Here is a 26401-nt window from a genome sequence, read left to right on the forward strand (position 1 = left end):
ACCCTCGACTCGCGATGTTCTGGTCATCAGCCCGGTTGGTTGGCGCCCAGTCGGTCGCGCAGGCTCTTGGGCCGGATGTCGGTCCATTCGCGTTCGATGTAGTCCAGGCAGGCGGCGCGGTCATCCTCGCCGTAGACCACTCGCCACCCGTCCGGGATGTCGGCGAAGGTCGGCCACAGGCTGTGCTGCTCCTCGTCGTTGACGAGCACAACGAACCGGCCCTTCTCATCGTCGAACGGATTGGTGGTCATGGCGCCCTCCAAAATAATTGACGTATAAGGAATTTCGATGGCCTGAAGATCCTGGTTCACGCGCCAATGCGACACGGTCCTAACAAGATCGATTCTTTCCTGTACGCACCGCCGGATACTGGTTCAGCAGTTCAACGCGCCTTTTGCGATCGAGGTACGTGTTGCCGGCGATGGCCAAAGCCGTGCAGTCTCTTGAGGTTTCCCTGAGCGGTGGGGTGGGCGAACCCGCATTGGTCAAAGCAGAGACAACTTTCCGTCACACAAGGGGTACGTAGACCGCTGGGCAGTCGACGCCGGATTCACATCGTGGGGCCATTCAAACATCGCTTCCGCTGTGGCAACCACCCGGCCTCGACATTACCCAATCTGGCATCGCGGCCAGGCACTGTCAATACAAAAACCGCGCTCGGCCGGGACACTAACCGCAGGAATTGACCTCCGTGAAAATTACTGGCACGCAACCGAATGCGCGCGCCCTTTCACCGAGCTCACCACAGACCGAGATCGACTTCACCAATCAACCGACCGAGGTACGGCGGCGGCCTATCGTGTCCCCCATGCGTTCAGCAAAGACACCCCCCAGCCTTCGGCGGCGCACCACCCCGGCCCTGGCAGGCCTCGCCGCACTCGTCACCGGCGCCGGTGTCCTCACCCTCGGAACACCGACCGCTGCCGCCGAGACACCCGCGGACCAGATTGCGCTGTCCACCCTCGAGGAGATCGTGCGCGGCGACTACCCGGCGGCAACCACGGAGTTCAACCCGACCATGCGGACCCTGCTGCCGACACCCGCACTGCAGCAGTCCTGGGATCTCTACCAACATGCATTCGGCGCCTACCAGTCGCACGGCGCACCGGAGAGCATCCAACGCGGTGAGACGACGGTGGTGAACGTGCCACTGCAGATGGCCCGCCGTCCGGGACAGTTCCGACTGACCGTGCAGCCGGACGGCACGGTGGCCGCACTGACCTTCCTCCGGGAGGGCGTCCCGGTCCCCTGACCCGCGCGCCGCACCCTCCGCGCACCCTTGCCAACGCTCAGAACGAAAAGTAAAGTCACTTTCAGTTTTGCTGACAGACTTTCGAGGAGCGTCATGGAATCCTTCGTCCACCTGCGGAAAGGCAAGACGCCCAAACGCGTGCACGCCGATCTCGACGGCCTGAAAGACGACGAGCTGGGCCGTGGCGGCTTCGTCGGCCGCACCGCGAACATGTACCGGCGCAACGACCCGACCGCCTACCGCACCGTCGGCCCGCTGCGCCCCACCGATGTGCTCTCCTCCGAGCTGAAGCCCAGCGACGCCACCGACGCGCACGGCGGCCCGCTGCTGATGTTCTCCAACCCCGACTGCCTGGTGCTGCTGAGCCGGCGCACCGAAGAGATGCCGTTCTTCGTGCGCTACGTCGACGGCGATCTGCTGATCTTCGTGCACAAGGGCGCCGGCCTGCTGGAGACCGAGTTCGGCCCGCTGCGCTACCGCGAGGGCGACTGGGTGTACGTCCCCAAGGCGTGCACCTTCCGCCAGATCCCGGACAGCGAGAGCACCTGGCTGATGATCCAGGCCACCGACGACTTCCGGGTTCCCCCGGCCGGCACCCTGGGCCGGCACTTCCCGTTCGACCCGGCACAGGTGACCATCCCCGAACCCGAGCCCATCGAAAACGGTGAAGGGCCGCAGAAAGACGGAGAGTACGAGGTCCGCCTCATCCACTCCCCGATTGATGGGGTCGGGACGACATCCCTTCTCTACAAACACAATCCGCTCGACGTGGAGGGCTGGCGGGGAGACAACTTCCCGTTCACCTTCAACATCGAGGACTACACCGTCATCACCTCCGAGAGCGTGCACCTGCCCCCGACGGTCCACCTGTTCATGCAGGCGACCGGTGTGTACGTGATGAACTTTCTGCCCAAGCCGGCCGAGAGCGTGCCCGGCACCGAGCGCACCCCGTGGTATCACCGCAACGTCGACTACGACGAGATCGCGTTCTTCCACGGTGGCACGCTGTACGGCATCCCGATGCCGCCGGGACTGGTTTCCCATGCGCCGCAAGGTGTTCACCATGGCGCACCCGAGGTCGCCCGGGAACGCGCACGGCGCAAGTTCGACGACTACGACCGCGTCGACTGGTCGGTGATCGCCATCGACACCCGCCGCCGGCTCATCCCGTCCGCCGAAATCCTCGCCAACGATCTGGGGCAGCACTAGAACCATGACCACCATCACCGAAACCCCCGTGAAGCACGAGTACGAGCGCATCCCGTATCTGGTCGCCTACCAGAACACCTCCTCGGTGCGCGACGTCTACGGCGGCGTCGCCGAACTCGTGGTGCTGGAGAGCTATCTGCTCAAGCCGAAGGACAAGCCGTCCGATACCGTGCTCGTCTTCATGCACCCGATCGGTGGCGGTGCCTACCTGCCGATGATCAACGCGCTGGCCCGGGCCGGCCACCATGTCATCTACTGCAACAGCCGATTCCGCGGTACCGACTCCGCACTGCTGATGGAGAAGGTCGTCGAGGATCTCGGCGAGTGCATCAAGGATGCCAAGAACCGGCTCGGCTACCAGAAGGTCGTGCTGGCCGGCTGGAGCGGCGGCGGTTCGCTGTCGGCGTTCTACCAGCAGCAGGCCCAGAACCCGACGGTGACCGCCAGCCCGTCCGGGGACGGCCCCGACCTGACCAAGCTGGGACTGATCCCGGCCGACGGCATCATGCTGCTGGCCGCGCACATCAGCCGGCACGGCACCATGACCGAATGGATGGATGCCTCCATCCTGGACGAGAACGACCCGTCCAAGCGGGACCCCGAGTTGGACCTGTACAACCCGGACAACCCGAACCAGCCGCCCTACACGAGCGAGTTCCTGGAGCGCTACCACCAGGCCCAGATCGACCGTAACCGGCGAATCACGAAGTGGGTCAAGGAAAAACTGGCCGAGCTCAAGGCCGCCGGACGCCCCGATGACGAGTACGCGTTCGTCGTGCACGGCACCATGGCCGACCCGCGCTGGCTGGATCCCACCGTCGACCCCAACGAACGCAAGCCCGGCACCTGCTACCTGGGTGATCCGCAGGTGGTGAACAACTCCCCCGTCGGCCTGGCCCGGTTCTGCACGCTACGAAGCTGGTTGTCGCAGTGGAGCTATGACGACGCCAACGGTGACGCACTCAAGGCCGGACCGGATATCACGGTGCCCGCCCTGGTCATCGGAAACCTGGCCGACGACGCCTGCACCCCCAGCCACACCCGGCGGCTGTTCGAGGCAATCGGGCACCCGGACAAGGAGATGCACGAGATTCCGGGCGCCAACCACTACTACTCGGGCCCGGACCAGCGCGGCACCCTGCGCCAGGCCGTGGCCATCTGCACCGATTGGTTGCACCGGCACGGGTTCAGCCTCTGATGGTCCCCGGAGGGCAGGAGCGCAGCGACCCGGGACGTGTGACCGGACCGCTCGACGGCATCCGGGTGCTCGAACTGGGCACCCTGATCTCGGGTCCGTTCGCCGGGCGGTTGCTCGGCGACATGGGCGCCGAGGTCATCAAGATCGAACTGCCCAGCAGCCCCGATCCGCTGCGCACCTGGGGGCAGGCCGAACTGGACGGACACCACTTCTTCTGGACGGTGCACGCCCGCAACAAGAAAGCGGCCACACTGGATCTGCGCACCGAGCGCGGCCGGGACCTGTTCCTGGAACTGGTGGGACGCTCCGACATCATCGTGGAGAACTTCCGGCCCGGCACCCTGGAGAAATGGAACCTGGGCTACGAAGTGCTGCGCGAACGCAACAAGGGCATCATCCTGGTGCGGGTGTCCGGGTACGGCCAGACCGGGCCGGACGCCGGCAAGGCCGGCTACGCCTCGGTCGCCGAGGCGGCCAGCGGTCTGCGGCACATGAACGGTTTTCCCGGCGGTCCTCCCCCGCGGCTGGCGCTGTCGCTCGGTGACAGCCTGGCCGGGATGTTCGCCGCGCAGGGCGCGCTGGCCGCGCTGTACCGGCGCAGCGTCACCGGCGTGGGCCAGGTCGTCGATACCGCGCTGACCGAAAGCTGTTTGGCCATCCAGGAATCCACCATTCCCGACTATGACATCGGCGGCGTGGTGCGCGGGCCGTCGGGTACCCGGCTCGACGGCATCGCCCCGTCGAACATCTACCAGAGCGCCAACGGCAGCTGGGTGGTGATCGCAGCCAACCAGGACACCGTGTTCCGCCGCTTGTGCGAGGCGATGGGCCGGCCCGACCTGGCCACCGACGACCGGTTCGTCAACCACGTGGCCCGCGGGCGCAACCAGGACGAGTTGGACAAGATCATCGGTGACTGGGCGGCCCAGCGGGAACCCGCGGAGATCATCGCGATCCTGTCCGACGCCGGCGTCATCAGCGGGCCGATCAACACCGTGGCCGAGGTGTTCGAGGACCCGCAACTGCAGGCGCGCGGGATGATCGCCGACCACTGGGATGAGCGGATCGAGCGTAACGTCAAGGGACCGGGTGTCATCCCGGTGCTCTCGGAATCGCCGGGCACCATCCGCAATGCGGGTTCGGCGCGGCCGGGCCAGCACAATGACGAGGTGTACTCGGGTCTGCTGGGTATCGGTGACGAGGAACTGGAGACGCTGCGGGAGCAGGGGGTGTTGTGATGAAGGTCGATATCCGCGAGGTGTGTCTGCGCGATGGGCTGCAGATCGAGGCGCCCATCCCACTGGAGGCCAAGATCGGCATCCTGGAGGCCATCGTTGCCACCGGTGTCCGGGAGGTGGAGGCCACCGCGTTCGTCTCCCCGTCGAAGGTGCCCGCCCTGGCCGACGCCGCCGAGCTGGCCGCCGAGCTGTATCGGTTCCCGGACGTGGAGTTCTCCGCCCTGGTGGCCAGCCCGAACGGCGCCAAACGTGCCATCGCGGCGGGGCTGAATTCCATCGAATACGTGGTGTCGGCCTCGGATGCGCACAGCCGGGCCAACGTCGGACGTGACAGCGCCGAGGCGACGGCCGCCATCGCCGACGTCACCCGCATCGCCCATGACCACGACGCAACGGTCGAGGTCATCATCGCCACCGCCTGGGACTGCCCGTTCGACGGGCCGACCGACCCGCAGCGTGTACTCGATATCGCCTCGGCGGCAACCGATCTCGGTGTGGACCGGATCGCGATTGCCGACACCATCGGCACCACCACGCCCAGGCGGGTGCAGACCCTGATCGAGCGGGTCCGCCCGCTGATCGGGGAACTGCCGCTGGGCGCACACTTCCACAACACCCGCGGTGCGGGGCTGGCCAGTGCCTACGCCGCGGTGCAGGCCGGGGTGAGCAGGCTGGACGCCTCGGTCGGCGGGCTGGGCGGTTGCCCGTTCGCGCCGGGCGCCAGCGGCAACATCGCCACCGAGGACCTGGTGTATCTGTTGCGCGACAGCGATATCGAGGTCGACGTGGACCTGACCGCCGCCATCGATGCGGCCCGGGTCGCCCAGCAGGCCGTCGGCCACGAGTTGCCCAGCGCGCTGTTGCGCGCCGGGGATCGCATCCTGGGCTGATATGACACCCGCCGAATCGCTGACCGCCAAGGGTCGCCAGACCCGTGATGCCATCGAACTCGCCGCCCGGAAACTGTTCGCCGAACGCGGTTTCCACGGCACCACCCTGGCCGATATCACCTCGGCGGCCGGTAAATCCTCGGCGGTGTTCTACCGGTACTTCGATGACAAGGAAGATCTGCTTGCCTCGCTGGCGGAATCCTTCCTGCACGACATCGTCGAACCGTCCGGCACTCGGGTGCCGCTGCCCGACTCCCCCGAGGACAGCGAGTACTTCACCACGGTGGTGACCGGCTACTGGAATCTGTTCAAACAGAACATCGGCATCATGATCGCGGTCGCCCAGCTCGGGGCCACCCAACCCCGGTTCGCCCGGGTGCAGCACGAGTTCCGGCGGTTCGGCATGGACATGGTGGCCGACTCGGTGCGCCGCGCTCGCGAACAGGGCTACGCCCAGGATCTGGAACCCGAGCACATCGCGGCGGCGATCGCCTTGCTGTTCGAGAACTTCACCGTCGTGGTCGTCGGAAATCCCGGTTCGGAACTGCAGATCAGCGATGCCGACGCCATCAAGACCCTCTCCACGATCTGGAAGAAAACCCTGTACGGCCACTGAGAAAGAAAGAGAGATCACCGTGGATTTCGCTTTACCGGAACATCTTCCAGGGCTGCTTGCCGAGATGGACGCGTTCATCGAGGCCGAGATCAAGCCGCTGGAGCGCGAGCACATGCAGTACTTCGACCGGCGGCGCGAGTTCGCCCGCACCGACCTGGAGAACGGCGGGGTGCCGGCCCGGGAGTGGGAGGACCTGCTCGACGAGATGCGCCGCCGTGCGGACGCGGCCGGCTGGTTGCGCTACGGCCTGCCCGAGGAGTTCGGTGGCCGCGGCGGGTCCAACCTGGACATGGCCGTCATCCGGGAACACCTGGCGCACAAGGGTCTCGGCCTGCACAACGACCTACAGGACGAGTCCTCGATCGTCGGCAACTTCCCGCAGGTGATCATGATGAGCCGGTTCGGCACCGAGGCGCAGAAGAAGGACTGGGTCGAGGCGATGCTGACCGGCAAACGCTCGATGGCCTTCGGCCTGACCGAACCCAACCACGGCAGCGATGCCACCTGGATGGAGACCACCGCCGTGCGCGACGGTGACGACTGGGTGATCAACGGCGCCAAACGCTGGAACACCGGGGTGCACCGGGCGACCCACGACCTGATCTTCGCCAGGACCTCCGGGCAGGACGGTTCCGCCGTCGGGATCACCGCCTTCCTGGTGCCCACCGACACCCCGGGGTTCACCGTCCCCTATTACTGGTGGACCTTCAACATGCCCAGCGACCACGGCGAGGTGGAGCTCAAGGATGTCCGGGTACCGGCGGACGCGGTGCTCGGCGAGGTCGATCACGGCCTGGAGGTCGGCCAGACGTTCCTGCACGAGAACAGGATTCGCCAGGCCGCCAGCAGTCTCGGCGCCGCCCAGTACTGCATCGACCGGGCCGCGCAGTACGCCGGCGACCGGATCGTGTTCGGCAAGCCGCTGTCGGTGAACCAGGCCGTGCAGTGGCCGCTGGCCGAGTTGCAGACCGAGGCGCAGATGGTGCGCCTGCTGGTGTACTACGCCGCCTGGCATCTGGACCGCGACCACCACATGGAGGTCTCGGACAAGGTGTCGATGGCCAACTACCGCGCCAACCGGCTGGTGTGCGAGGCCGCCGACCGGGCCATGCAGATCCACGGCGGGGTCGGGTACAGCCGGCACGAACCGTTCGAGCACATCTACCGCCACCACCGGCGGTACCGGATCACCGAGGGCGCCGAGGAGATCCAGATCCGCCGGGTCGCCCAGCGCATGCTGAAGTTCGGGCGCAAGTGACCGACGCGTCGCGGCTGGCCGCGGCCCTCGTCGAGGTGCTCGCACCGAAGCTGGGCGAGGTCTCGGTGGCGAACCTGCGGGTGCTCACCGGCGGGGCCAGCCGCGCCACCTGGGCCTTCGATGCGCAGACCTCGGACGGCGCACGGGCCCTGATCCTGCGCACCGGGCCACCTGACGATGTACACGCCAGTATGGAATTGGAGGCGGCCGCGCTGCGCCGCGCGGCAGCCACCGGCGCACCGGTACCGCAGATCATCGCGGCCGACAATTCCCCTGCCGCACTCGGCAATCCGTATCTGGTGTGCGACTTCATCGGCGGCGAGACGATCGTCCGCAAGATCGCGCGCACCCTCGACGACCAATCGCGGGCACGGCTGTTGCATCAGTGCGCCGAGGCGCTGGCCGCCATCCACCGCGCCGATCCGGCCGGAATCGGGTTGTCCAGCGTGGACCCGCTGGACGAGTGGCGCCGCCAGCTCGACGAGATGGGCGACACCACCGCCACCTTCGAGTGGGCGTTTCGCTGGCTGGAGCACAACCGCCCGGCCGCGACACCGGAGGTGCTGGTGCACGGCGACTTCCGGATGGGCAACCTGATCGTCGACGACACCGGGTTGGCCGCGGTGCTCGACTGGGAGCTGACCCACGTCGGCGAGGCGCTCGACGACCTGGCCTGGTTCTGCATCCGGGCCTGGCGGTTCGGGGCATCCGCGGCGCTCGGTGCCGGTGGGCTGGGCAGCATCGAGGAGTTCGTGTCCGCCTACGAACAGGCGGCCGGCCGGGCCGTGGATCGCACCGCCCTGCGCTGGTGGCTGGTGGCGGCCACGCTGCGCTGGGGGGTGATCTGCCGATACCAGTACGAGCGGCACCGCTCGGGGCTGTCGCGATCGGTGGAACTCGCGGCCATCGGGCGACGGGTGTGCGAGACGGAATATGACCTGCTCAACCTTCTGGAGGGCCCGTGACGAACCTGCACTACAAGCCGACCGCCGCCGAGCTGGTCGCCGCGGTGGCCGAGTTCCTGGAGGGTGAGGTCCGCACCGAGACCACCGGCGCGGTGAACTTCCACGCTCGGGTCGCGGCCAATGTGCTGCGCATCGTGGAGCGCGAACTGCTCGCCACCGGCGAAGAGGAACCGCGCGCCGAGTTGGCGGCGCTCGGGTTCAACGAGGAGGCGGCGCTGGCCGCCGCCATCCGCGCCGGGGATTTCGATGACCGCGGTGCCGAGCTGCTGCCCGCGCTGCGGGCCCTGGTACGCCACCGGCTCGACGTCGCCCACCCGGGCTATGACCGGGAGTGAGTCGGCCGGGTCGCCGGTGGCGGTGCCGCACCCGCGGTCATCTCGGTTGATGTCACAGCCTGCGCACCCGGGCCAGCCAGGCCGGTTCGTCGACGACCGTGCCCACCGGCAGGCCCAGCAGCGGGGCGTGCACCTCCCCGATCACGCCGCGGTAGGTGGTGGCATCGAGTGCCTCCAGGTCCCAGCCGTCGGCGAATGCCGAGCGGATCACCGCCTCGCTGACCTGCGGGCCGCACCCGCGGCCGGACTCAGAGAGCGCCAGCAGGTGCACATGGCCGCCGGCCCGGCAGCCCCGGTGCAGGCCGGCGACGTATCGGGCGCGTTCGGCGGCGTCGTCGAAAATGTGGAACACCGCGCTGTCCAGAATCGTGTCGAACGGCGCGCCGCCGCCCAGAACCGCCTCCATCTGCAGTGCGTCCCCCACCTCGAACCGGACGTCGACCCCGCGCGCGGCCGCATTCGCGCGAGCCTGGGCGATGGCCTGCGGCGCGTAGTCGACGCCCAGCACCGGATGGCCGAGCCCGGCCAGCAGGATGGTGTGCTCCCCCAGCCCGCATCCGATGTCCAGAATCCGACCGCGCAGCGCGCCACTGTTCGCCAGGGCGACCACCGCGGGCTGCGGTTCGCCGATCACCCATGGCGCCGTATGTGCTTCATAAGCCCTGTCGAATTGTTCTCTCATGTCCACAAGCGTCGGACCTGAACCATTGTTGAGGTCAACCCCCAGGAGGCATCATGACCGTTGACGTGGCGAACCGGTTGTTCACCGCCATCGAACGCGGGGAGTACGACACCGTCGCCGCCATGTGGGCCGACGATGTCAAGGTCTGGCACAGCGGGGATCCTGCCGACAACGACCTGGGGCCGGCGCTCAAGGTGATCCGGTGGTTCATCCGGATCACCTCCTCCCGTCGCTACGAGATCCTCGACCGGCAGTTCTTCGACGGCGGCTTCGTACAGCAGCATGTCCTGCACGCCGAAGCCACCGGTGGTGCGTGCATCCAATTGCGGGTATGCATCGTGATCAAGGTGGGTGCCGACGGCCGGATCACCCGAATCGACGAATACTTCGACCCGGCCGATATGGCTCCCCTACTCGCGAACTGAGGAGGACCGGGGATGGATCTGCAGGACTGGCTGGGCACCTGGCGGCTCGATCCCGGCCGCACCGAAGTGGCGTTCCACAGCCCCACCTTCTGGGGGCTGGCACATGTCAACGGTGTATTCACCGAGGTGGAAGGCAGCGCGGAGGCGGTAGCGGAAGGCAATGTCACGGGTCGGCTCGGCATCGCCGCCGCATCGGTACGCACCGGTATCGGCCGCCGCGACAATCACCTGCGCTCCGATGATTTCTTCGACGTCCGCCGATACCCGCTGATCGAGGTGGCAGTGGAGGCCGCCGAGGCCACCGGGCCGTCCTGGGTGACGCTGAGCGTCCAGTTGACGGTGAAGGGCATCCAGCACGATCTGGAGTTGCCGACGCATGTGCGCGGCCTGCCGGGCGGCGACGTACGGCTGGAGACCACGACGACGCTGAACCGTCAGACCTTCGGGGTCAACGGCAACCTGTTCGGGATGATGGGTGACGCGGTCACCATCGAAGCCGCCGCGGTTTTCGTCAAGCAGCCGTAGCATCGCCGGTGTGGCCGACACCGATGCGCAGCTACGGATCCTGGTCTACAGCTCCAACAACCGCACCCGAGAACAGGTGCGCACGGCGCTGGGCCGGCGCATTCATCCCGACCTTCCCGAGCTGACCTATCTCGACGTGGCCACCGCGCCGGTGGTGGTCTCCCAGGTCGCCGACGGCGGATTCGATCTGTTGATCTTGGACGGCGAGGCCACGCCGACGGGTGGGATGGGGCTGGCCAAGCAGCTCAAGGACGAGATCGCGGTGTGTCCGCCGATCCTGGTGCTCACCGGCCGTCCCGACGATGCCTGGCTGGCGTCCTGGTCGCGCGCCGAAGCGGCGGTGCCGCACCCGATCGACCCGATCCGACTCGGTGAGGCCGTAGCAGATCTGCTGCGCTCACGCTCTTGATCACAGCACGAAACACGCTGCGGCCGTTGTATCTTCACCACTCTCGCCGATGAGGGTGGGTCGACCCAGCTGTTGGTTCCGATCCTAACCAAAATGCGGCGCCTCGACCGTTAACGCGACTAAGCTGTGTTCTAGCTCACATCGAAAGCCCACCGAGAGAGCGGCACAGAGGTTGACACAGACATGACTGTCTACACACCCATACTGGTGCTGGGGGCGATTGCGGCCGCATTCGCCATCGTCTCGGTGGGCATCGCCACCGTCATCGGGCCGCGCCGCTATAACCGCGCCAAACTCGAAGCCTACGAATGCGGAATCGAGCCGCTGCTGCCCGCCGCCGACGCCAAGCTCGCGACCGGCCAGCGGTTCCCGATCAAGTACTACCTGACGGCGATGCTGTTCATCATCTTCGATATCGAGATCGTGTTCCTCTACCCGTGGGCGGTGGCCTTCGACTCACTGGGGCTGTTCGCGGTGGTGGAGATGCTGCTGTTCATGCTCACCGTCTTCGTGGCCTACACCTACGTCTGGCGCCGAGGAGGGCTGTCATGGGACTAGAGGAACAACTACCCGGCGGCATCCTGCTGTCCACCGTGGAGAAGGTCGCCGGCTACGTCCGCAAGGGCTCGCTGTGGCCGGCCACCTTCGGACTGGCGTGCTGTGCCATCGAGATGATGGCGACCGCCGGCCCCCGCTTCGACATCTCCCGGTTCGGCATGGAGCGGTTCTCGGCGACACCCCGGCAGGCCGACCTGATGATCGTGGCCGGACGGGTCAGCCAGAAGATGGCACCGGTGCTGCGTCAGGTCTACGACCAGATGGCCGAGCCGAAATGGGTACTGGCCATGGGGGTGTGCGCCTCCTCGGGCGGGATGTTCAACAACTACGCGGTGGTTCAGGGTGTCGACCATGTGGTGCCGGTGGACATCTACCTGCCCGGCTGTCCACCCCGCCCGGAAATGCTGCTCAACGCAATCCTCAAGCTGCACGCCAAGATTGCCGAGATGCCGCTCGGGGTGAACCGGGCCGAGGCGATCGCCGCCGCCGAACAGGCCGCGCTCGCATCGCGGCCCACCATCGAGTTGACCGGGTTGCTGCGGTCATGACCGAAGCGTGCGAGGGAATCTCATGACCGACCGGGAGATCATCGGCGTCCGTCGCGGGATGTTCGGGGTGACCGGTACCGGGGACACCTCCGGCTACGGGCGGCTGGTCCGCGAGGTCGCCCTGCCCGGCGGCACCCCACGGCCCTACGGCGGCTATTTCGACGAGGTGGTCGACGCGCTGTCCGCCGCGCTCGGCCCGGACCGGTACGCCGCCGCGGTCCAGCGCGTCGTGGTGTTCCGCGATCAGCTCACGATGGACATCAGCCGAGAGCACCTGGTACCGGTGGCGCAGGCCCTGCGCGACGATCCCGCGCTGAGATTCGAACTGTGCCTGGGTGTCTCCGGGGTGCACTACCCGGGCGAGGCGGACCGTGAACTGCACGCGGTCTACCCGCTGATGTCGATCACCCACAACCGTCGCATCCAACTGGAGTGCGCCGCCCCGGACAGCGACCCGCATATGCCGTCCCTGTTTTCGGTGTATCCGACCACCGACTGGCATGAACGGGAGACCTACGACTTCTTCGGCATCATCTTCGACGGCCACCCGTCGCTGACCCGCATCGAGATGCCCGACGACTGGGTCGGGCACCCGCAACGCAAGGACTACCCGTTGGGCGGCATACCCGTGGAGTATCACGGGGCGCAGATCCCGCCGCCCGATGAGCGGAGGTCCTACAACTGATGTCAACCGAGACCGACCCGCCCGTCGTGATGGTCGGCGGCCAGGACTGGGATGCCGTGGTGGCGGCCGCCCGGGAACACGCCGGTGAGCGCATCGTGGTGAACATGGGTCCGCAGCACCCCTCGACCCACGGTGTGCTGCGCCTGATTCTGGAGATCGAGGGCGAGACGATCATCGAGGCCCGCTGCGGCATCGGCTACCTGCACACCGGTATCGAGAAGAACCTGGAATACCGCAACTGGACGCAGGGCGTGACGTTCGTGACCCGGATGGACTATCTGTCACCGTTTTTCAACGAGACGGCCTACTGCCTGGGCGTGGAGAAGCTGCTCGGGGTCACCGACGACATCCCCGAACGCGCCAGCGTCATCCGGGTCCTGCTGATGGAACTCAACCGCATCTCCAGTCATCTGGTCGCGCTGGCCACCGGCGGGATGGAGTTGGGGGCGATGTCGGCGATGTTCTTCGGGTTCCGGGAACGCGAGCTGATCCTGAGCATGTTCGAGACCATCACCGGCCTGCGGATGAACCACGCCTACATCCGGCCCGGCGGCCTGGCCGCGGACCTGCCCGACGAGGCGATGCCGCAACTGCGGGAACTCATCGACATCCTCCCGGAGCGACTGCGGGACCTGGAGAAGCTGCTCCGGGAGAACTACATCTGGAAGGCCCGCACCCAGGGCATCGGTTATCTCGACCTCACCGGGTGTATGGCCCTGGGCATCACCGGGCCGGTGCTGCGGTCCACCGGGCTGCCGCACGATCTGCGTCGGGCGCAGCCCTACTGCGGCTATGCGTCCTACGACTTCGAGGTCTGCACCGACGACGCCTGCGATGCCTACGGCCGCTATGTGATTCGCGTGGACGAGATGAAGGAATCCCTGAAGATCGTCGAGCAGTGTGTCGCCCGATTGAAGCCCGGACCGGTCATGCTGACCGACAAGAAGCTGGCCTGGCCGGCGGATCTGAAGGTCGGACCGGACGGGCTGGGCAACTCCGGTGAGCATATCGCCAAGATCATGGGGTCCTCGATGGAGGCGCTGATCCACCACTTCAAGTTGGTCACCGAGGGTATCCGGGTTCCGGCCGGACAGGTGTACGTCGCGGTCGAGTCGCCCCGCGGGGAACTCGGGGTGCACATGGTCAGCGACGGCGGCACCCGCCCGTACCGGGTGCACTACCGGGATCCGTCCTTCACCAATCTGCAGGCAGTGGCGGCGATGTGTGAGGGCGGCATGGTGGCCGACGCGATCTCGGCGGTGGCCTCCATCGATCCCGTGATGGGAGGGGTAGACAGGTGATAGTCCGATGACCGCCGTCGACCTGCAACTCGGTCAGCGTCCCGACGAGGCCGGGCCACCGATCAGCGCTGGGCCGCAGACGTATTCGGATGAGGTGTCGGCCCAGCTGGCCGCCGACGCCGAGCAGATCATCGCCCGTTATCCGGTGCCCCGGTCGGCGCTGCTGCCCCTGCTGCACCTGGTGCAGGCCGAGGATGGCTACCTCACCCCCGCCGGGATCGCCTTCTGCGCAGACCGACTCGGCTTGACACCGGCCGAGGTGACGGCCGTCGCCACCTTCTACTCGATGTACCGGCGCACCCCGACCGGGGACTACCTGATCGGCGTGTGCACCAACACGTTGTGCGCCGTGATGGGTGGGGACGCCATCCTGGATGTGCTGCAGGAGCATCTCGGTATCCGCGCCGGGCAGAGCACCGCGGACGGGTCGATCACGCTGGAGCACATCGAGTGCAATGCCGCCTGTGACTACGCGCCGGTGCTGATGGTGAACTGGGAGTTCTTCGACAACCAGACGCCCTCCACGGCACGGGATCTCGTCGACGACCTGCGCGCGGGACAGCCCGTCACGCCGACCCGCGGGGCCACGCTGTGCACCTTCCGCCGGACCGCGCGCATCCTGGCCGGTGTCGATCCGGGCGCCCTCGACACCTCCCCGGCCGGTGCGGCGACGCTGGCCGGTCTACGGGTGAGCCGAGGTGAACCATGACGTCACTGGCACCGGTGCTCAGCCGCTACTGGGACGATCCCCAGTCCTGGACTCTGGAAACCTATCTCCGTCACGACGGTTATCAGGCTTTGGACACCGCACTGGGGATGGACCCGGCCGCGGTGATCGACCTGGTGAAGGAGTCGGGTCTGCGCGGGCGCGGCGGGGCGGGGTTCCCGACCGGGCAGAAGTGGTCGTTCATCAACCCGCAAGACCCGAAACCGCACTATCTGGTGGTCAACGCCGACGAGTCCGAACCCGGTACGTGCAAGGACATTCCGTTGATGATGGCCACCCCGCACGTGCTGGTCGAGGGCGCCGTCATCGCCGCGTACGCGATCGGCGCCCGGCACGCGTTCATTTACGTCCGCGGTGAGGTGGTGCCGGTGTTGCGCAGGCTGCGCGCCGCCGTCGTCGAAGCCTATGAGGCCGGTTACCTGGGCCGCGACATCCGGGGCACGGGGTTCGATCTGGACCTGGTCGTGCACGCCGGGGCCGGGGCCTACATCTGCGGTGAGGAGACCGCGCTGCTGGACTCGCTGGAGGGCCGGCGCGGCCAGCCGCGGTTGCGTCCACCGTTCCCGGCGGTCGCCGGCCTCTATGCCTGCCCCACGGTGGTCAACAACGTCGAATCGATCGCCAGCGTGCCCGCCATCGTGTCCCGCGGGGTGGACTGGTTCAAGTCGATGGGCTCGGAGAAGTCCCCCGGATTCACGCTGTACTCGCTGTCCGGCCACGTCACCCGTCCCGGCCAGTACGAGGCGCCGCTTGGCATCACCCTGCGCGAACTGCTCCATCACGCCGGTGGCGTACGGACCGGCCACCAGCTGAAGTTCTGGACGCCGGGCGGATCGTCGACACCGCTGCTGACCGGCGAACATCTGGATATACCACTGGATTACGAGGGGGTGGCCGGCGCAGGGTCGATGCTGGGCACCAAGGCCCTGCAGATCTTCGACGAGACCACGTGTGTGGTGCGGGCGGTGCGGCGCTGGACCCAGTTCTACGCCCACGAATCCTGCGGCAAGTGCACACCGTGCCGGGAGGGCACCTACTGGCTGGCGCAGATCTACCAGCGGCTGGAAGAGGGTGCGGCCGACCAGTCCGACATCGACAAGCTGCTCGACATCGCCGACGCGATCCTGGGCAAGTCGTTCTGCGCGCTCGGTGACGGTGCGGCCAGCCCGATCATCTCCTCCATCAAGTACTTCCGCGATGAGTACCTGGCGCACCTGAGCGGTGGGTGTCCGTTCGACCCGTATGCGTCGACGCTGTTCGCGGTGGAAGGGGCGGAGGCATGACGCTCGCAGGGCCGGCCCGGGAGACCACCCCGGTCGAGATGGTGTCGCTGACCATCGACGGGCACCAGGTCAGCGTGCCCAAGGGCACGTTGCTGATCCGGGCCGCCGAACTGATGGGCATTCAGATCCCGCGGTTCTGCGATCACCCGCTGCTCGACCCGGTGGGCGCCTGCCGGCAGTGTCTGGTCGAGGTGGAGGGCCAACGCAAACCGCTGGCCTCGTGCACCGCGGTGGTCACCCCGGACATGGTGGTACGCACCCAGCTGACCTCCGAGATCGCTGACAAGGCGCAACACGGTGTGATGGAGCTGCTGCTGATCAATCATCCGCTGGACTGCCCGGTCTGCGACAAGGGCGGTGAATGCCCGCTGCAGAACCAGGCGATGTCCAACGGCCGCAGCGACTCCCGGTTCACCGACGTCAAACGCACCTACCCGAAGCCGATCAGCCTGTCCGCACAGGTGCTGCTGGACCGGGAACGCTGTGTGCTGTGTGCGCGGTGCACCCGGTTCTCCGACCAGATCGCCGGTGACCCGTTCATCGAACTGCTGGAACGCGGTGCGCTGCAACAGGTCGGTATCGCCGAAGGTGAGGCCTTCGACTCCTACTTCTCCGGCAACACCGTGCAGATCTGCCCGGTCGGCGCGCTCACCGGCACCGCCTACCGGTTCCGGGCCCGCCCATTCGACCTGGTGTCCACCCCGAGCGTCTGCGAGCACTGCGCCTCCGGCTGCGCGCAACGCACCGATCACCGGCGCGGAAAGGTGTTGCGGCGACTGGCCGGCGACGACCCGGAGGTCAACGAGGAATGGAACTGCGACAAGGGACGCTGGGCCTTCACCTATGCCCGCCAGGCCGACCGCATCAACACTCCCCTGATCCGTGACCCGGACGGCACTCAGCGGCCGGCCTCGTGGTCGGAGGCGGTGGCGGTCGCGGTGCGCGGGCTGACCGCCGCGGCCGGCCGGGCGGGTGTCCTGGTCGGCGGGCGGGCCACCGTCGAGGACGCCTACGGTTACGCCAAGTTCGCCCGGATCATCCTGGACACCAACGACATCGACTTCCGCGCCCGGATGCATTCGGCGGAGGAAGCCGATTTCCTCGCCCATGCCGTCGCCGGCCTCCCGCAGGCCGTCAGCTATGCCGATATCGAATCGGCGCCGGCGGTGCTGCTGGTCGGGCTCGAACCCGAGGAGGAATCCCCGATCGTCTTCCTGCGGCTGCGCAAGGCCGTCCGCAAGCACCGGCTGCCGGTGCTGTCGGTCGGCCCCTTCACCAGTCGCGGGCTGCACAAGCTCGGTGGCCGGCTCGTCATGGCCGCACCGGGTGGTGAGGCCGCGGCACTGGACGGCCTGCGCGACGAATTGCCTTCCGGCACCTTGATTCTCGTCGGCGAACGGTTGGCCGGCACCCCGGGCGCCTACTCGGCGGCGGTGCGGCTGGCGGCGACCACTGGCGCCCGCCTGGGCTGGGTGCCGCGGCGGGCCGGGGATCGCGGTGCGCTGGAGGCCGGGGCCGTCCCGCATCTGCTGCCCGGCGGCCGCCCGGTCACCGACGACACCGCCCGTGGCGAGGTCGCGGCGGCCTGGCATGTCGAACACCTGCCGTCCGAGCCGGGCCGCGACACCGCGGCCATCCTCACCGCCGCGGCATCCGGTGAGCTGGCCGCGCTGCTCATCGGCGGCGTCGAGGTCGACGATCTACCCGACCCGGAGGCGGCGCTGGCGGCGTTGGACAGTGTGGCGTTCGTGGTCAGCCTGGAATTGCGGCACAGTGCGGTCACCGACCGTGCCGATGTGGTGTTCCCGGTGGCGCCGGTCGCCGAGAAGGCCGGCACCTTCGTGAACTGGGAGGGTCGCTACCGATCCTTCGGTGCCGCGCTGCCCCCCTCGGCCACCGCCGATATGCGGGTGCTCGCCGCGCTGGCCGACGAGGTCGGGGTGGATCTGGGTCTCACCGACGCCGCCGCGGTCCGGGCCGACCTGGACCGATTGGGCACCTGGCAGGGGCCGCGGGCCGGTGCCCCGGCCGTCCCGGCCGCCGTCATGGCGCGGCCCGGCCCGGGCGAGGCGGTACTGACCGGCTGGCGGATGTTGCTCGACGGCGGTCGGATGCAGGACGGCGAACCGTACCTGGCCGGCACGGCGCGCCCGGCGGTGGCCCGGCTGTCCGCCGCGACGGCCGACGAGATCGGTTGCTCTGACGGTGATCCGGTGCGCATCTGGACCGAGCGCGGTGCGCTGCGGCTGCCGGTGGCGGTGACCGAGATGCCGGACCGGGTGGTGTGGGTGCCGCTGAACTCCGCCGGCCCGGTGCACCGGGTGCTGGGCGCCACCCCGGGAGCGGTCGTCGGGATCACGCCATGAACATGCCGGATCTGAGTTCCTTCGGCCACGACCCGTGGTGGCTGATGCTCGCCAAATGCCTGGCTGTCTTCGTCTTCCTACTCCTGAGCGTGCTGGTGGCCATCCTGGTCGAGCGGAAAGTCCTGGGCCGCATGCAGATGCGGTACGGGCCGAACCGGGTCGGGCCGTTCGGGTTGCTGCAGAGCCTGGCCGACGGCGTCAAACTGGCGCTCAAGGAGGGGCTCATCCCGGCCGGTGTGGACAAACCCATCTACCTGCTGGCGCCGGTCATCGCGGTGATCCCCGCGATCATGGCGTTCGCGGTCATCCCGATGGGCCCTCTGGTGTCGGTGTTCGGGCACACCACCGCGCTGCAGCTCACCGATCTGCCGGTGGCGGTGCTCTACGTCCTGGCGGTCACCTCAGTCGGGGTGTACGGAATCGTGTTGGCCGGCTGGGCTTCCGGATCCACCTATCCCCTGCTCGGCGGGCTGCGTTCCAGCGCACAGGTGATCTCCTACGAAATCGCGATGGCGCTGTCGTTCGTCGCGGTGTTCCTCTACGCCGGCACCATGTCCACCTCGGGCATCGTCGCCGCCCAGCACGGCACCTGGTTCGTGTTCCTGCTGCTGCCGTCGTTCCTGGTGTATGTGATCTCCATGGTTGGCGAGACCAACCGGGCCCCGTTCGATCTGCCCGAAGCCGAGGGCGAGCTCGTCGGCGGTTTCCACACCGAGTACTCGTCGCTGAAATTCGCCATGTTCATGCTCGCCGAGTACGTCAACATGACGACCGTGTCGGCACTGGCCACCACAATGTTTCTGGGTGGCTGGCAGGCCCCGTTCCCGTTCAACCTGATCGCCGGCGCGAACTCCGGCTGGTGGCCGCTGTTGTGGTTCGTCGCCAAGGTGTGGACGTTCATGTTCCTCTACATGTGGCTGCGCGCCACGCTGCCGCGGTTGCGCTACGACCAGTTCATGGCATTGGGCTGGAAACTGCTCATCCCGGTGTCGCTGGGCTGGATCGTCGTCGTCGCCGTCGGCCGCACGATCCGCGGTGCAGAGTCCCCGGGCTGGGTGAGCGCGCTGATCAGTCTCGGCGCCGTGGTGACCGTCGTGCTGGTACTGCTGGCCCGGCGGACCGTGCGGCGCAACGCGATCCCGGAGTTCACCCTGCCCGCCGATCCGGGCGCGGTCAGCGTGTATCCCGTCCCGCCCATCCCGAGCCCACCGCGCCGGCCCGCCCCGGCGCCCACACCGAGGGAGCATTCCGATGTCTAGGATCCGCGATGCCCTGGCCGGGTTCGGTGTCACGTTCAAGACGATGTTCAAGAAGCCGATCACCGAGCAGTATCCGGAGGAGCCCGGCCCCGTCGCGGCGCGCTACCACGGCCGCCACCAACTCAACCGGTACGCCGACGGGCTGGAGAAATGCATCGGCTGCGAACTGTGCGCGTGGGCCTGCCCCGCCGACGCCATCTATGTCGAGGGCGCGGACAACACCGAGCAGCAACGGTTCTCGCCCGGTGAACGGTACGGGCAGGTGTACCAGATCAACTATCTGCGCTGCATCGGCTGCGGGCTGTGCATCGAGGCCTGCCCGACCCGCGCACTGACCATGACCAACGACTACGAGATGGCCGACGACAACCGGTCCGACCTCATCTACGGCAAGGACAAGCTGCTGGCCCCGCTGACCGACGGGATGACCCCGCCGCCGCACGCCATGGCCGCCGGCAGCACCGACGAGGACTACTACCGCGGCAACATCACCGCAGACGGACTGGCCCGGCACCCGGAGACGGCGCCATGACGTCGACCCTGCTGGCGGTCGCGATCGACGGGGAACCGTTGACGCGGACCTCGACCGGTGAGGCGGTGCTGTTCTGGATCTTGGGCGCGGTGATCCTCGGCAGCGCGATCGGGGTCGTCGCGGCGCCGAAGGCGGTGTACGCGGCGATCTTCTTGGCCATCACCATGGTCAACCTCGCGGTGCTCTACATCGCGCAGGACGCGGTGTTCCTCGGTGTCGTGCAGGTGGTGGTGTACACCGGCGCGGTGATGATGCTGTTCCTGTTCGTGCTGATGCTGATCGGCGTCGACTCCTCCGAATCGCTGGTGGAAACCATCCGGGGACAGCGCATCTCGGCGATTCTCGTCGGTGTCGGGTTCGGGATCCTGCTCGTCGGCGCCATCGGCAACGCCTCGGTCGGTGGGTTCTCCGGACTGCAGCAGGCCAACAGCGCCGGCAACGTCGAGGGGCTGGCGGTGCTGATCTTCACGCGGTATGTGTGGGCGTTCGAGTTGACCAGCGCCCTGCTGATCACCGCGACGCTGGGCGCGATGGTGCTGGCGCACCGGGAGCGGTTCGACCGCCGCAAAACCCAGCGGGAACTGGCCGCCGAACGCTTCGCCCCGGGCGGCCACCCGACCCCGATGCCCAATCCCGGCGTGTACGCCCGGCACAACGCCGTCGATGTGCCGGCCCGGCTGCCCGACGGCACCGCCGCACGCACCTCGGTCAGCTCCGCACTGGTCCCCCGCGGCCACACCCCGCAGGAGGGCGAATGAACCCGGCGAACTATCTGTTCCTATCCGCCCTGTTGTTCACCATCGGCGCCGCTGGAGTCCTGCTGCGCCGCAACGCCATCATCATGTTCATGTGCATCGAGCTGATGCTGAACGCCGCGAACCTGGCATTCGTCACCTTCTCCCGGATGCACGGACACCTCGACGGGCAAGTGGTCGCCTTCTTCACCATGGTCGTCGCCGCCTGTGAGGTGGTGGTCGGACTGGCCATCATCATGGCGATCTTCCGGGCCCGGCAGTCGGCCTCGGTCGATGCGGCCAGTCTGCTGAGGCACTGATGAGCGCCTGCGCGAAGATGAGACAGCACTGATGGACAACCTGACCTGGCTGCTGATCGCCCTCCCGCTGACCGGCGCCGCTGTCCTGCTGCTCGGCGGTCGGGCCACCGATGCGTGGGGGCATCTGCTCGGATTGGCCGCCGCGGCAGCATCGTTCGTCGTCGGTCTGGTGCTGTTCGCCGACCTGCTGGGCCGCGACGCCCGGGACCGCACGGTGCACCAGAACCTGTTCTCCTGGGTTCCGGTCGGTGAGTTGCGGGTCGACTTCGGGTTACAGCTGGACCAGCTGTCCATCTGCTTCGTGCTGCTGATCACCGGGGTCGGGTCGCTGATCCACCTCTACTCGGTCGGTTACATGAGCCATGACCCGGACCGCAGAAGGTTTTTCGGCTACCTGAACCTGTTCCTGGCCGCCATGCTGCTGCTGGTGCTGGCCGACAACTACCTGGGCCTGTATGTGGGCTGGGAGGGCGTCGGCCTGGCGTCCTACCTGCTCATCGGGTTCTGGTCGCACAAGCCGAGCGCGGCGACCGCGGCCAAGAAGGCGTTCGTCGTCAACCGCGTCGGCGACGTCGGGCTGGCCGTGGCGCTGATGGTGATGTTCGCCGCCACCGGAACCGTCTCCTACGAGGGAGTTTTCGCCGCCGCACCGCAGATGTCGGCCGGGACGCTGAACGCCATCGGACTGCTGCTGCTGCTGGCCGCGTGCGGTAAGTCCGCGCAGGTGCCGCTGCAGTCCTGGCTGGGCGACGCGATGGAGGGCCCGACCCCGGTGTCCGCGCTCATCCACGCCGCCACCATGGTGACCGCGGGCGTGTACCTGATCGTGCGGTCCGGCCCGGTGTTCAACCTGGCACCGGAGGCGCAGACCGCGGTCACCGTCGTCGGCGCGGTCACCCTGTTGTTCGGGGCGATCATCGGCTGCGCGAAGGACGACATCAAGAAGGCGCTCGCGGCGTCGACGATGAGCCAGATCGGCTACATGGTGCTGGCCGCCGGGCTGGGGCCGGCCGGTTACGCGATCGCCATCATGCACCTGCTCACCCACGGCTTCTTCAAGGCCGGGTTGTTCCTGGGTGCCGGGTCGGTGATGCACGGCATGGACGACGAAACCGATATGCGCCGGTACGGCGGGCTGCGCACCGTCATGCCGATCACGTTCGTGACCTTCGGGCTCGGCTATCTGGCGATCATCGGGGTACCGCCGCTGTCCGGGTTCTTCTCCAAGGACGCCATCATCGAAACCGCTTTCGCGGCAGGCGGAGCGAAGGGGCTGCTGCTGGGCGGCGCGGCGCTGCTGGGTGCCGGGATCACCGCGTTCTACATGACCCGGGTCATGCTGATGACGTTCTTCGGCGACCGGCGCTGGGCCGGATCGGGGGCGAGCGAAGCGACGGGGAATCAACACAGCGCGCACCCGCACGAGTCCCCCGCCGTGATGACCGCGCCGATGGTGGTCCTCGCCCTCGGATCCGTCGGCGCCGGCGGCCTGCTCGCGATCGGCGGCACGCTCGCGCACTGGTTGGAACCGGTGGTGGGCACGCACGAGGCCCACCACGCGGTGCCGGTGTGGGTGATGACCGCGATCACGCTGGCGGTGGTGGCCGTCGGCATCGGTGTCGCCTACCGCATGTACGCCACCCGTGCCGTGCCCGAGGTCGCACCGGCCGGGTCCGCGCTGACCATGGCCGCCCGCCATGACCTGTACGGCGACGCGTTCAACGAACGGGTGTTCATGCGGCCCGGCGCACAGTTCACCGCCGGTCTGGTCGAGATCGACGACGACGCGGTGGACGGCGTGACCCGCGGGCTGGCCGCCGGTATCGCGGCGACATCGCAACGGATACGGCTCTGGCAGAACGGGTTTGCCCGCTCCTATGCGCTGTCCATGCTGGGCGGCACCGTCCTGGTGGTCGGCGCGATTCTGGCGGTGAGGGTCTGGTGAACGGCATCGGCTGGCTGACTGTGCTGTGGGCGGTACCGATGCTCGGTGCCGTCGTGGTGATCCTGCTGCCGAGCAAGGCGGCCGCGAAGTACACCGCACTGGCGGTGTCGGTGGCCGTGCTGGGGCTGGCCGCGGCCCTGGCCGTGCAGTTCGATCCGGCCGGGCCGCAGTTCCAGTTCGTCGAGGACTATCCGTGGATACCGACGTTCGGGACCGGCTACATCCTGGGCCTGGACGGCATCGCGCTGGCCCTGGTGGTCCTGACCGCGGTGCTGGTGCCACTGCTGATCGTGGCGGGCTGGCACGACGGTGACGGCGAGCATTTCGGTACCCGATCCACCCAGAGCTATCTGGCATTGACGCTGGCCGTCGAGGGCATGGTGTTGATCTCGCTGCTGGCACTCGATGTGCTGCTGTTCTACGTGTTCTTCGAGGCGATGCTGATCCCGATGTACTTCCTGATCGGAGGGTTCGGTGGCGCCGGGCGTACCGGATCTGATGTCGCCGCCGGAGCGGCTCCGCAAGCCGCGGTGAAGTTCCTGCTGTACAACCTGTTCGGCGGGCTGATCATGCTGGCCGCCGTCATCGGACTGTATGTGGTGACCGCGGGCAGCGACCTAGGAGGCACCTTCGACTTCCGGGCCATCGCGGCCGCTGTGGCCAACGGCGACCTGAACGTCGACCCGGCGTTGCTCAACGCGTTGTTCCTCGGCTTCATGTTCGCCTTCGCGGTGAAGGCGCCGTTGTGGCCGTTCCATCGCTGGCTGCCCGACGCGGCCGTCGAGTCCACCCCGGCGACCGCGGTGCTGATGATGGCCGTCGTCGACAAGGTCGGCACCTTCGCGATGCTGCGCTACTGCCTGCAGTTGTTCCCGGACGCGTCGAAGACCTTCCAGCCGTTGATCATCACGCTCGCCGTCATCGGCATCGTCTATGGTGCGGTCGTCGCCATCGGCCAGACCGATGTGATGCGGTTGGTCGCCTACACCTCGATCTCGCACTTCGGCTTCATCATCCTGGGCATCTTCGCGATGACCAGCCAGGGCCAGGCCGGATCCACCCTGTACATGGTCAATCACGGCATCTCGACCGCCGCACTGTTCCTGATCGCCGGGTTCCTGGTGTCGCGCAGGGGAACCCGGCTCATCTCCGATTTCGGTGGGGTCCAGCGGGTGGCGCCGGTGCTGGCCGGTACCTTTCTCGTCGCCGGCCTGGCGACCTTGTCGCTGCCCGGGCTGGCCCCCTTCATCAGCGAGTTCCTGGTCCTCATCGGGACGTTCACCCGGTTCCCGGTACTGGCGGTGATCGCGGCGAGCGCCCTGGTGCTGTCGGCGATCTACATCCTGTGGGCCTACCAGCGGATGATGACCGGGCCGGTCACCTCCGGCAACGAATCGGTGCGCGATCTGATCCCCCGGGAACTGGCGGTGGTGGCGCCGCTGATCGCTCTGCTGCTGGTGCTCGGCGTGTACCCGAAGCCGGCCCTGGATGTAATCAACCCGGCGGTGACACACACGCTGACCACCATCGACGTGCAGGATCCGGTGCCGGCCACGGCGGAAGGGCCGACGCGATGAACATTCCGGCGCCCGTCATCGAATACGGCCAGCTCTCACCGTTTCTCATCGTCCTGGGCGTCGCGGTGCTCGGCGTCCTGGTGGAGGCGTTCCTGCCTCGGCGCGCCCGGTACGGCGCGCAGCTGGCACTCGCGTTGGGCGGGCAGCTCGCGGCGCTCGCGGCGGTGGTCTGGGTGCACACCGCGCTCGGCGACTCCCCCGGTAATCCCGCCGCGGTGGGCTCGCTGGTGGTGGACCGGCCCGCCCTGTTCCTGCAGGGGCTGCTGCTGCTCGTCGGCATCCTCGGTGTGCTGCTGATCGCCGAGCGCCGGATCGGAGCCGGGGATGAGTCCGGGCTGGACGCGTTCACTCCGCAGGCCTCCGCCGTGCCGGGCAGCGTCGCCGAAAAGGTTGCTGCGAAAGCCGTTGTGGCGCAGACCGAGATTTTCCCGCTGACGATGTTCGCGCTCGGCGGGATGCTGCTCTTCCCGGCGGCCGACGATCTGCTGACCATGTTCGTCGCCCTCGAGGTGCTTTCCCTGCCGCTGTATCTGATGTGCGGGCTGGCCCGTCGACGGCGCCTGGTGTCGCAGGAGGCGGCGCTCAAGTACTTCCTGCTCGGGGCGTTCTCCTCGGCGTTCTTCCTGTACGGGATCGCGCTGCTGTACGGGTATTCCGGCGGCCTCGGTCTGGACGACATCGCCGAGGCGGTCGCCACCGACCGCGGGAACACCGCCCTGGCGCTGGTCGGCGCCGGTCTGGTCGCCGTCGGGATCCTGTTCAAAGTCGGTGCGGTGCCGTTTCATTCCTGGATTCCGGACGTCTACCAGGGTGCCCCCACCCCGGTCACCGCGTTCATGGCAGCGGCCACCAAGATCGCCGCGTTCGGGGCGATGCTGCGCATCTTCTATGTCGCGCTGCCCGGACTGGCCGACGACTGGCAGCCGATGCTGTGGGTCATCGCGATCCTCACCATGGTGGTCGGCACCGTCACCGCGATATCCCAGAGCGACGTCAAACGGATGCTGGCCTACTCATCGGTGGCGCACACCGGGTTCATCCTGACCGGCGTCATGGCGCTGAACGGGGCCGGGGTTGCTGCCACGCTGTTCTATCTGTTCGCGTACGGGTTCAGCACCCTGGGCGCGTTCGCGCTGGCCGGTCTGGTGCGCCGCGCCGACGGCGAGGAGGAGACCACCCTGGCCCGGTGGGCGGGTCTGGGGCGGCGTTATCCGGTGGTGGGCGTGGTGTTTTCGCTGTACCTGCTGGCGTTCGCGGGTATCCCGTTGACCAGTGGGTTCGTCAGCAAGTTCGCGGTGTTCAAGGCCGCGGCCGAGGGCGGTGCGGCGGCGCTGGTGGTGATCGGGGTGATCGCCAGCGCGGTGGCCGCGTACTTCTACGTGCGGGTCATCGTGCTGATGTTCTTCACCGACCCGCCCGAGGACGCCCCGGCCGTGGTGGTGCCCAGTGTGTTGACGACCGGGGCCGTCACCGTCACCGCGGCCGTCACGTTCGCCCTCGGTGCGCTGCCGCAGCCGCTGTTGGATCTGGTCGATCAGGCACAGGGATTCGTCCGTTAGGTTCG

The 26401-nt window shown here is 67.7% G+C and carries 28 protein-coding genes; 26 read left to right on the forward strand and 2 right to left on the reverse strand.

Annotated elements, in window-relative coordinates; genetic code table 11:
- Positions 1-26: 26 nt before the first annotated feature.
- Positions 27-251, reverse strand: coding sequence for an MbtH family protein (locus V4U86_RS19480; RefSeq protein ID WP_395307576.1), 225 nt, complete (start codon positions 249-251; stop codon positions 27-29).
- 557 nt (positions 252-808) lie between these two features.
- Here V4U86_RS19480 and V4U86_RS19485 point away from each other — a divergent pair.
- The 9 genes from V4U86_RS19485 (at position 809) to V4U86_RS19525 (ending at position 8961) form a co-directional block, all read left to right on the forward strand.
- Entirely contained in the window at positions 809-1252 is a 444-nt protein-coding gene (locus V4U86_RS19485; RefSeq protein WP_395307577.1) for a hypothetical protein, read from the forward strand.
- Positions 1253-1345: 93 nt separating this feature from the next.
- The gene (locus V4U86_RS19490) at positions 1346-2461 is read left to right on the forward strand and encodes a homogentisate 1,2-dioxygenase (RefSeq protein ID WP_395307578.1); all 1116 of its coding nucleotides are present in this window, start codon (positions 1346-1348) and stop codon (positions 2459-2461) included.
- A 4-nt stretch (positions 2462-2465) separates the two neighbouring features.
- Positions 2466-3659 (forward strand): alpha/beta hydrolase family protein, encoded by a 1194-nt coding sequence (locus tag V4U86_RS19495; RefSeq protein WP_395307579.1) that lies wholly within the window; start codon positions 2466-2468, stop codon positions 3657-3659.
- A complete protein-coding gene (locus V4U86_RS19500) occupies positions 3659-4897 on the forward strand; it encodes a CaiB/BaiF CoA transferase family protein (RefSeq protein WP_395307580.1) in 1239 nt (412 codons plus the stop codon). Before V4U86_RS19495 ends, V4U86_RS19500 begins: the two co-directional genes overlap by 1 nt.
- Positions 4897-5787, forward strand: coding sequence for a hydroxymethylglutaryl-CoA lyase (locus tag V4U86_RS19505; RefSeq protein WP_395307581.1), 891 nt, complete (start codon positions 4897-4899; stop codon positions 5785-5787). Before V4U86_RS19500 ends, V4U86_RS19505 begins: the two co-directional genes overlap by 1 nt.
- A 1-nt stretch (position 5788) precedes the next feature.
- Positions 5789-6403, forward strand: coding sequence for a TetR/AcrR family transcriptional regulator (locus V4U86_RS19510; protein ID WP_395307582.1), 615 nt, complete (start codon positions 5789-5791; stop codon positions 6401-6403).
- 19 nt (positions 6404-6422) lie between these two features.
- Positions 6423-7661 carry an acyl-CoA dehydrogenase family protein gene (locus V4U86_RS19515; protein WP_395307583.1) on the forward strand — a complete coding sequence of 413 codons (1239 nt, stop codon included), beginning with the start codon at positions 6423-6425 and terminating at the stop codon, positions 7659-7661.
- Positions 7658-8626: a phosphotransferase family protein gene (locus tag V4U86_RS19520; protein ID WP_395307584.1), complete on the forward strand. Its 969-nt coding sequence runs from the start codon at positions 7658-7660 to the stop codon at positions 8624-8626. The genes V4U86_RS19515 and V4U86_RS19520 overlap by 4 nt, the downstream gene beginning before the upstream one ends.
- Positions 8623-8961 carry a DUF6285 domain-containing protein gene (locus V4U86_RS19525; protein ID WP_395307585.1) on the forward strand — a complete coding sequence of 113 codons (339 nt, stop codon included), beginning with the start codon at positions 8623-8625 and terminating at the stop codon, positions 8959-8961. Before V4U86_RS19520 ends, V4U86_RS19525 begins: the two co-directional genes overlap by 4 nt.
- A gap of 52 nt (positions 8962-9013) precedes the next feature.
- Here the strand turns inward: V4U86_RS19525 and V4U86_RS19530 are convergent, their stop codons facing one another.
- The gene (locus V4U86_RS19530) at positions 9014-9643 is read right to left on the reverse strand and encodes a class I SAM-dependent methyltransferase (protein ID WP_395307586.1); all 630 of its coding nucleotides are present in this window, start codon (positions 9641-9643) and stop codon (positions 9014-9016) included.
- 53 nt (positions 9644-9696) lie between these two features.
- On the opposite strand from V4U86_RS19530, the gene V4U86_RS19535 reads away from it, so the two are divergent.
- From V4U86_RS19535 to nuoN, 17 genes are all read left to right on the forward strand, one after another.
- Positions 9697-10068 (forward strand): nuclear transport factor 2 family protein, encoded by a 372-nt coding sequence (locus V4U86_RS19535; RefSeq protein WP_395307587.1) that lies wholly within the window; start codon positions 9697-9699, stop codon positions 10066-10068.
- Between the two features lie 12 nt (positions 10069-10080).
- Positions 10081-10593 (forward strand): YceI family protein, encoded by a 513-nt coding sequence (locus tag V4U86_RS19540; RefSeq protein ID WP_395307588.1) that lies wholly within the window; start codon positions 10081-10083, stop codon positions 10591-10593.
- 10 nt (positions 10594-10603) lie between these two features.
- Positions 10604-11002, forward strand: a complete 399-nt coding sequence (locus V4U86_RS19545; protein ID WP_395307589.1) for a hypothetical protein — start codon at positions 10604-10606, stop codon at positions 11000-11002.
- Between the two features lie 183 nt (positions 11003-11185).
- Positions 11186-11560, forward strand: a complete 375-nt coding sequence (locus V4U86_RS19550; protein WP_395307590.1) for an NADH-quinone oxidoreductase subunit A — start codon at positions 11186-11188, stop codon at positions 11558-11560.
- Positions 11551-12108: a NuoB/complex I 20 kDa subunit family protein gene (locus V4U86_RS19555; protein WP_087020801.1), complete on the forward strand. Its 558-nt coding sequence runs from the start codon at positions 11551-11553 to the stop codon at positions 12106-12108. Before V4U86_RS19550 ends, V4U86_RS19555 begins: the two co-directional genes overlap by 10 nt.
- Before the next feature lie 22 nt (positions 12109-12130).
- A complete protein-coding gene (locus V4U86_RS19560; protein ID WP_395307591.1) occupies positions 12131-12793 on the forward strand; it encodes an NADH-quinone oxidoreductase subunit C in 663 nt (220 codons plus the stop codon).
- Entirely contained in the window at positions 12793-14094 is a 1302-nt protein-coding gene (nuoD, locus tag V4U86_RS19565; RefSeq protein WP_395307592.1) for an NADH dehydrogenase (quinone) subunit D, read from the forward strand. The genes V4U86_RS19560 and nuoD overlap by 1 nt, the downstream gene beginning before the upstream one ends.
- Positions 14095-14101: 7 nt before the next feature.
- Complete coding sequence (gene nuoE, locus V4U86_RS19570; protein WP_395307593.1) at positions 14102-14803, forward strand: NADH-quinone oxidoreductase subunit NuoE; 702 nt, start codon at positions 14102-14104, stop codon at positions 14801-14803.
- Positions 14800-16104 (forward strand): NADH-quinone oxidoreductase subunit NuoF, encoded by a 1305-nt coding sequence (gene nuoF / locus V4U86_RS19575; RefSeq protein ID WP_395307594.1) that lies wholly within the window; start codon positions 14800-14802, stop codon positions 16102-16104. Before nuoE ends, nuoF begins: the two co-directional genes overlap by 4 nt.
- Positions 16101-18470, forward strand: a complete 2370-nt coding sequence (locus tag V4U86_RS19580; RefSeq protein ID WP_395307595.1) for an NADH-quinone oxidoreductase subunit G — start codon at positions 16101-16103, stop codon at positions 18468-18470. The genes nuoF and V4U86_RS19580 overlap by 4 nt, the downstream gene beginning before the upstream one ends.
- Positions 18467-19729 carry an NADH-quinone oxidoreductase subunit NuoH gene (gene nuoH / locus V4U86_RS19585; protein ID WP_395307596.1) on the forward strand — a complete coding sequence of 421 codons (1263 nt, stop codon included), beginning with the start codon at positions 18467-18469 and terminating at the stop codon, positions 19727-19729. Before V4U86_RS19580 ends, nuoH begins: the two co-directional genes overlap by 4 nt.
- Entirely contained in the window at positions 19722-20261 is a 540-nt protein-coding gene (nuoI, locus tag V4U86_RS19590; RefSeq protein WP_395307597.1) for an NADH-quinone oxidoreductase subunit NuoI, read from the forward strand. The genes nuoH and nuoI overlap by 8 nt, the downstream gene beginning before the upstream one ends.
- Positions 20258-21019, forward strand: a complete 762-nt coding sequence (locus tag V4U86_RS19595; RefSeq protein WP_395307598.1) for an NADH-quinone oxidoreductase subunit J — start codon at positions 20258-20260, stop codon at positions 21017-21019. Before nuoI ends, V4U86_RS19595 begins: the two co-directional genes overlap by 4 nt.
- Positions 21016-21315 (forward strand): NADH-quinone oxidoreductase subunit NuoK, encoded by a 300-nt coding sequence (gene nuoK, locus V4U86_RS19600; RefSeq protein ID WP_395307599.1) that lies wholly within the window; start codon positions 21016-21018, stop codon positions 21313-21315. The genes V4U86_RS19595 and nuoK overlap by 4 nt, the downstream gene beginning before the upstream one ends.
- Before the next feature lie 31 nt (positions 21316-21346).
- Positions 21347-23260: an NADH-quinone oxidoreductase subunit L gene (gene nuoL / locus V4U86_RS19605; protein ID WP_395307600.1), complete on the forward strand. Its 1914-nt coding sequence runs from the start codon at positions 21347-21349 to the stop codon at positions 23258-23260.
- Between the two features lie 38 nt (positions 23261-23298).
- Positions 23299-24837: an NADH-quinone oxidoreductase subunit M gene (locus tag V4U86_RS19610; protein WP_395312121.1), complete on the forward strand. Its 1539-nt coding sequence runs from the start codon at positions 23299-23301 to the stop codon at positions 24835-24837.
- Entirely contained in the window at positions 24834-26396 is a 1563-nt protein-coding gene (gene nuoN, locus V4U86_RS19615; protein ID WP_395307601.1) for an NADH-quinone oxidoreductase subunit NuoN, read from the forward strand. Before V4U86_RS19610 ends, nuoN begins: the two co-directional genes overlap by 4 nt.
- The last annotated feature ends 5 nt before the right edge of the window (positions 26397-26401 follow it).

The sequence above is a fragment of the Mycobacterium sp. AMU20-3851 genome (assembly GCF_043974665.1).
In the GTDB taxonomy this organism is placed as follows: Bacteria; Actinomycetota; Actinomycetes; order Mycobacteriales; family Mycobacteriaceae; genus Mycobacterium.

Bases quoted from the DNA above. Each gene is read 5' to 3' on its own strand.
- V4U86_RS19480 (WP_395307576.1), bottom strand. From the start codon at position 251: ATGACCACCAATCCGTTCGACGATGAGAAGGGCCGGTTCGTTGTGCTC.
- V4U86_RS19485 (WP_395307577.1), top strand. From the start codon at position 809: ATGCGTTCAGCAAAGACACCCCCCAGCCTTCGGCGGCGCACCACCCCG.
- V4U86_RS19490 (WP_395307578.1), top strand. From the start codon at position 1,346: ATGGAATCCTTCGTCCACCTGCGGAAAGGCAAGACGCCCAAACGCGTG.
- V4U86_RS19495 (WP_395307579.1), top strand. From the start codon at position 2,466: ATGACCACCATCACCGAAACCCCCGTGAAGCACGAGTACGAGCGCATC.
- V4U86_RS19500 (WP_395307580.1), top strand. From the start codon at position 3,659: ATGGTCCCCGGAGGGCAGGAGCGCAGCGACCCGGGACGTGTGACCGGA.
- V4U86_RS19505 (WP_395307581.1), top strand. From the start codon at position 4,897: ATGAAGGTCGATATCCGCGAGGTGTGTCTGCGCGATGGGCTGCAGATC.
- V4U86_RS19510 (WP_395307582.1), top strand. From the start codon at position 5,789: ATGACACCCGCCGAATCGCTGACCGCCAAGGGTCGCCAGACCCGTGAT.
- V4U86_RS19530 (WP_395307586.1), bottom strand. From the start codon at position 9,643: ATGAGAGAACAATTCGACAGGGCTTATGAAGCACATACGGCGCCATGG.
- V4U86_RS19535 (WP_395307587.1), top strand. From the start codon at position 9,697: ATGACCGTTGACGTGGCGAACCGGTTGTTCACCGCCATCGAACGCGGG.
- V4U86_RS19540 (WP_395307588.1), top strand. From the start codon at position 10,081: ATGGATCTGCAGGACTGGCTGGGCACCTGGCGGCTCGATCCCGGCCGC.
- V4U86_RS19550 (WP_395307590.1), top strand. From the start codon at position 11,186: ATGACTGTCTACACACCCATACTGGTGCTGGGGGCGATTGCGGCCGCA.
- V4U86_RS19555 (WP_087020801.1), top strand. From the start codon at position 11,551: ATGGGACTAGAGGAACAACTACCCGGCGGCATCCTGCTGTCCACCGTG.
- V4U86_RS19560 (WP_395307591.1), top strand. From the start codon at position 12,131: ATGACCGACCGGGAGATCATCGGCGTCCGTCGCGGGATGTTCGGGGTG.
- nuoD (WP_395307592.1), top strand. From the start codon at position 12,793: ATGTCAACCGAGACCGACCCGCCCGTCGTGATGGTCGGCGGCCAGGAC.
- nuoE (WP_395307593.1), top strand. From the start codon at position 14,102: ATGACCGCCGTCGACCTGCAACTCGGTCAGCGTCCCGACGAGGCCGGG.
- nuoF (WP_395307594.1), top strand. From the start codon at position 14,800: ATGACGTCACTGGCACCGGTGCTCAGCCGCTACTGGGACGATCCCCAG.
- V4U86_RS19580 (WP_395307595.1), top strand. From the start codon at position 16,101: ATGACGCTCGCAGGGCCGGCCCGGGAGACCACCCCGGTCGAGATGGTG.
- nuoH (WP_395307596.1), top strand. From the start codon at position 18,467: ATGAACATGCCGGATCTGAGTTCCTTCGGCCACGACCCGTGGTGGCTG.
- nuoI (WP_395307597.1), top strand. From the start codon at position 19,722: ATGTCTAGGATCCGCGATGCCCTGGCCGGGTTCGGTGTCACGTTCAAG.
- V4U86_RS19595 (WP_395307598.1), top strand. From the start codon at position 20,258: ATGACGTCGACCCTGCTGGCGGTCGCGATCGACGGGGAACCGTTGACG.
- nuoK (WP_395307599.1), top strand. From the start codon at position 21,016: ATGAACCCGGCGAACTATCTGTTCCTATCCGCCCTGTTGTTCACCATC.
- nuoL (WP_395307600.1), top strand. From the start codon at position 21,347: ATGGACAACCTGACCTGGCTGCTGATCGCCCTCCCGCTGACCGGCGCC.
- V4U86_RS19610 (WP_395312121.1), top strand. From the start codon at position 23,299: ATGCTCGGTGCCGTCGTGGTGATCCTGCTGCCGAGCAAGGCGGCCGCG.
- nuoN (WP_395307601.1), top strand. From the start codon at position 24,834: ATGAACATTCCGGCGCCCGTCATCGAATACGGCCAGCTCTCACCGTTT.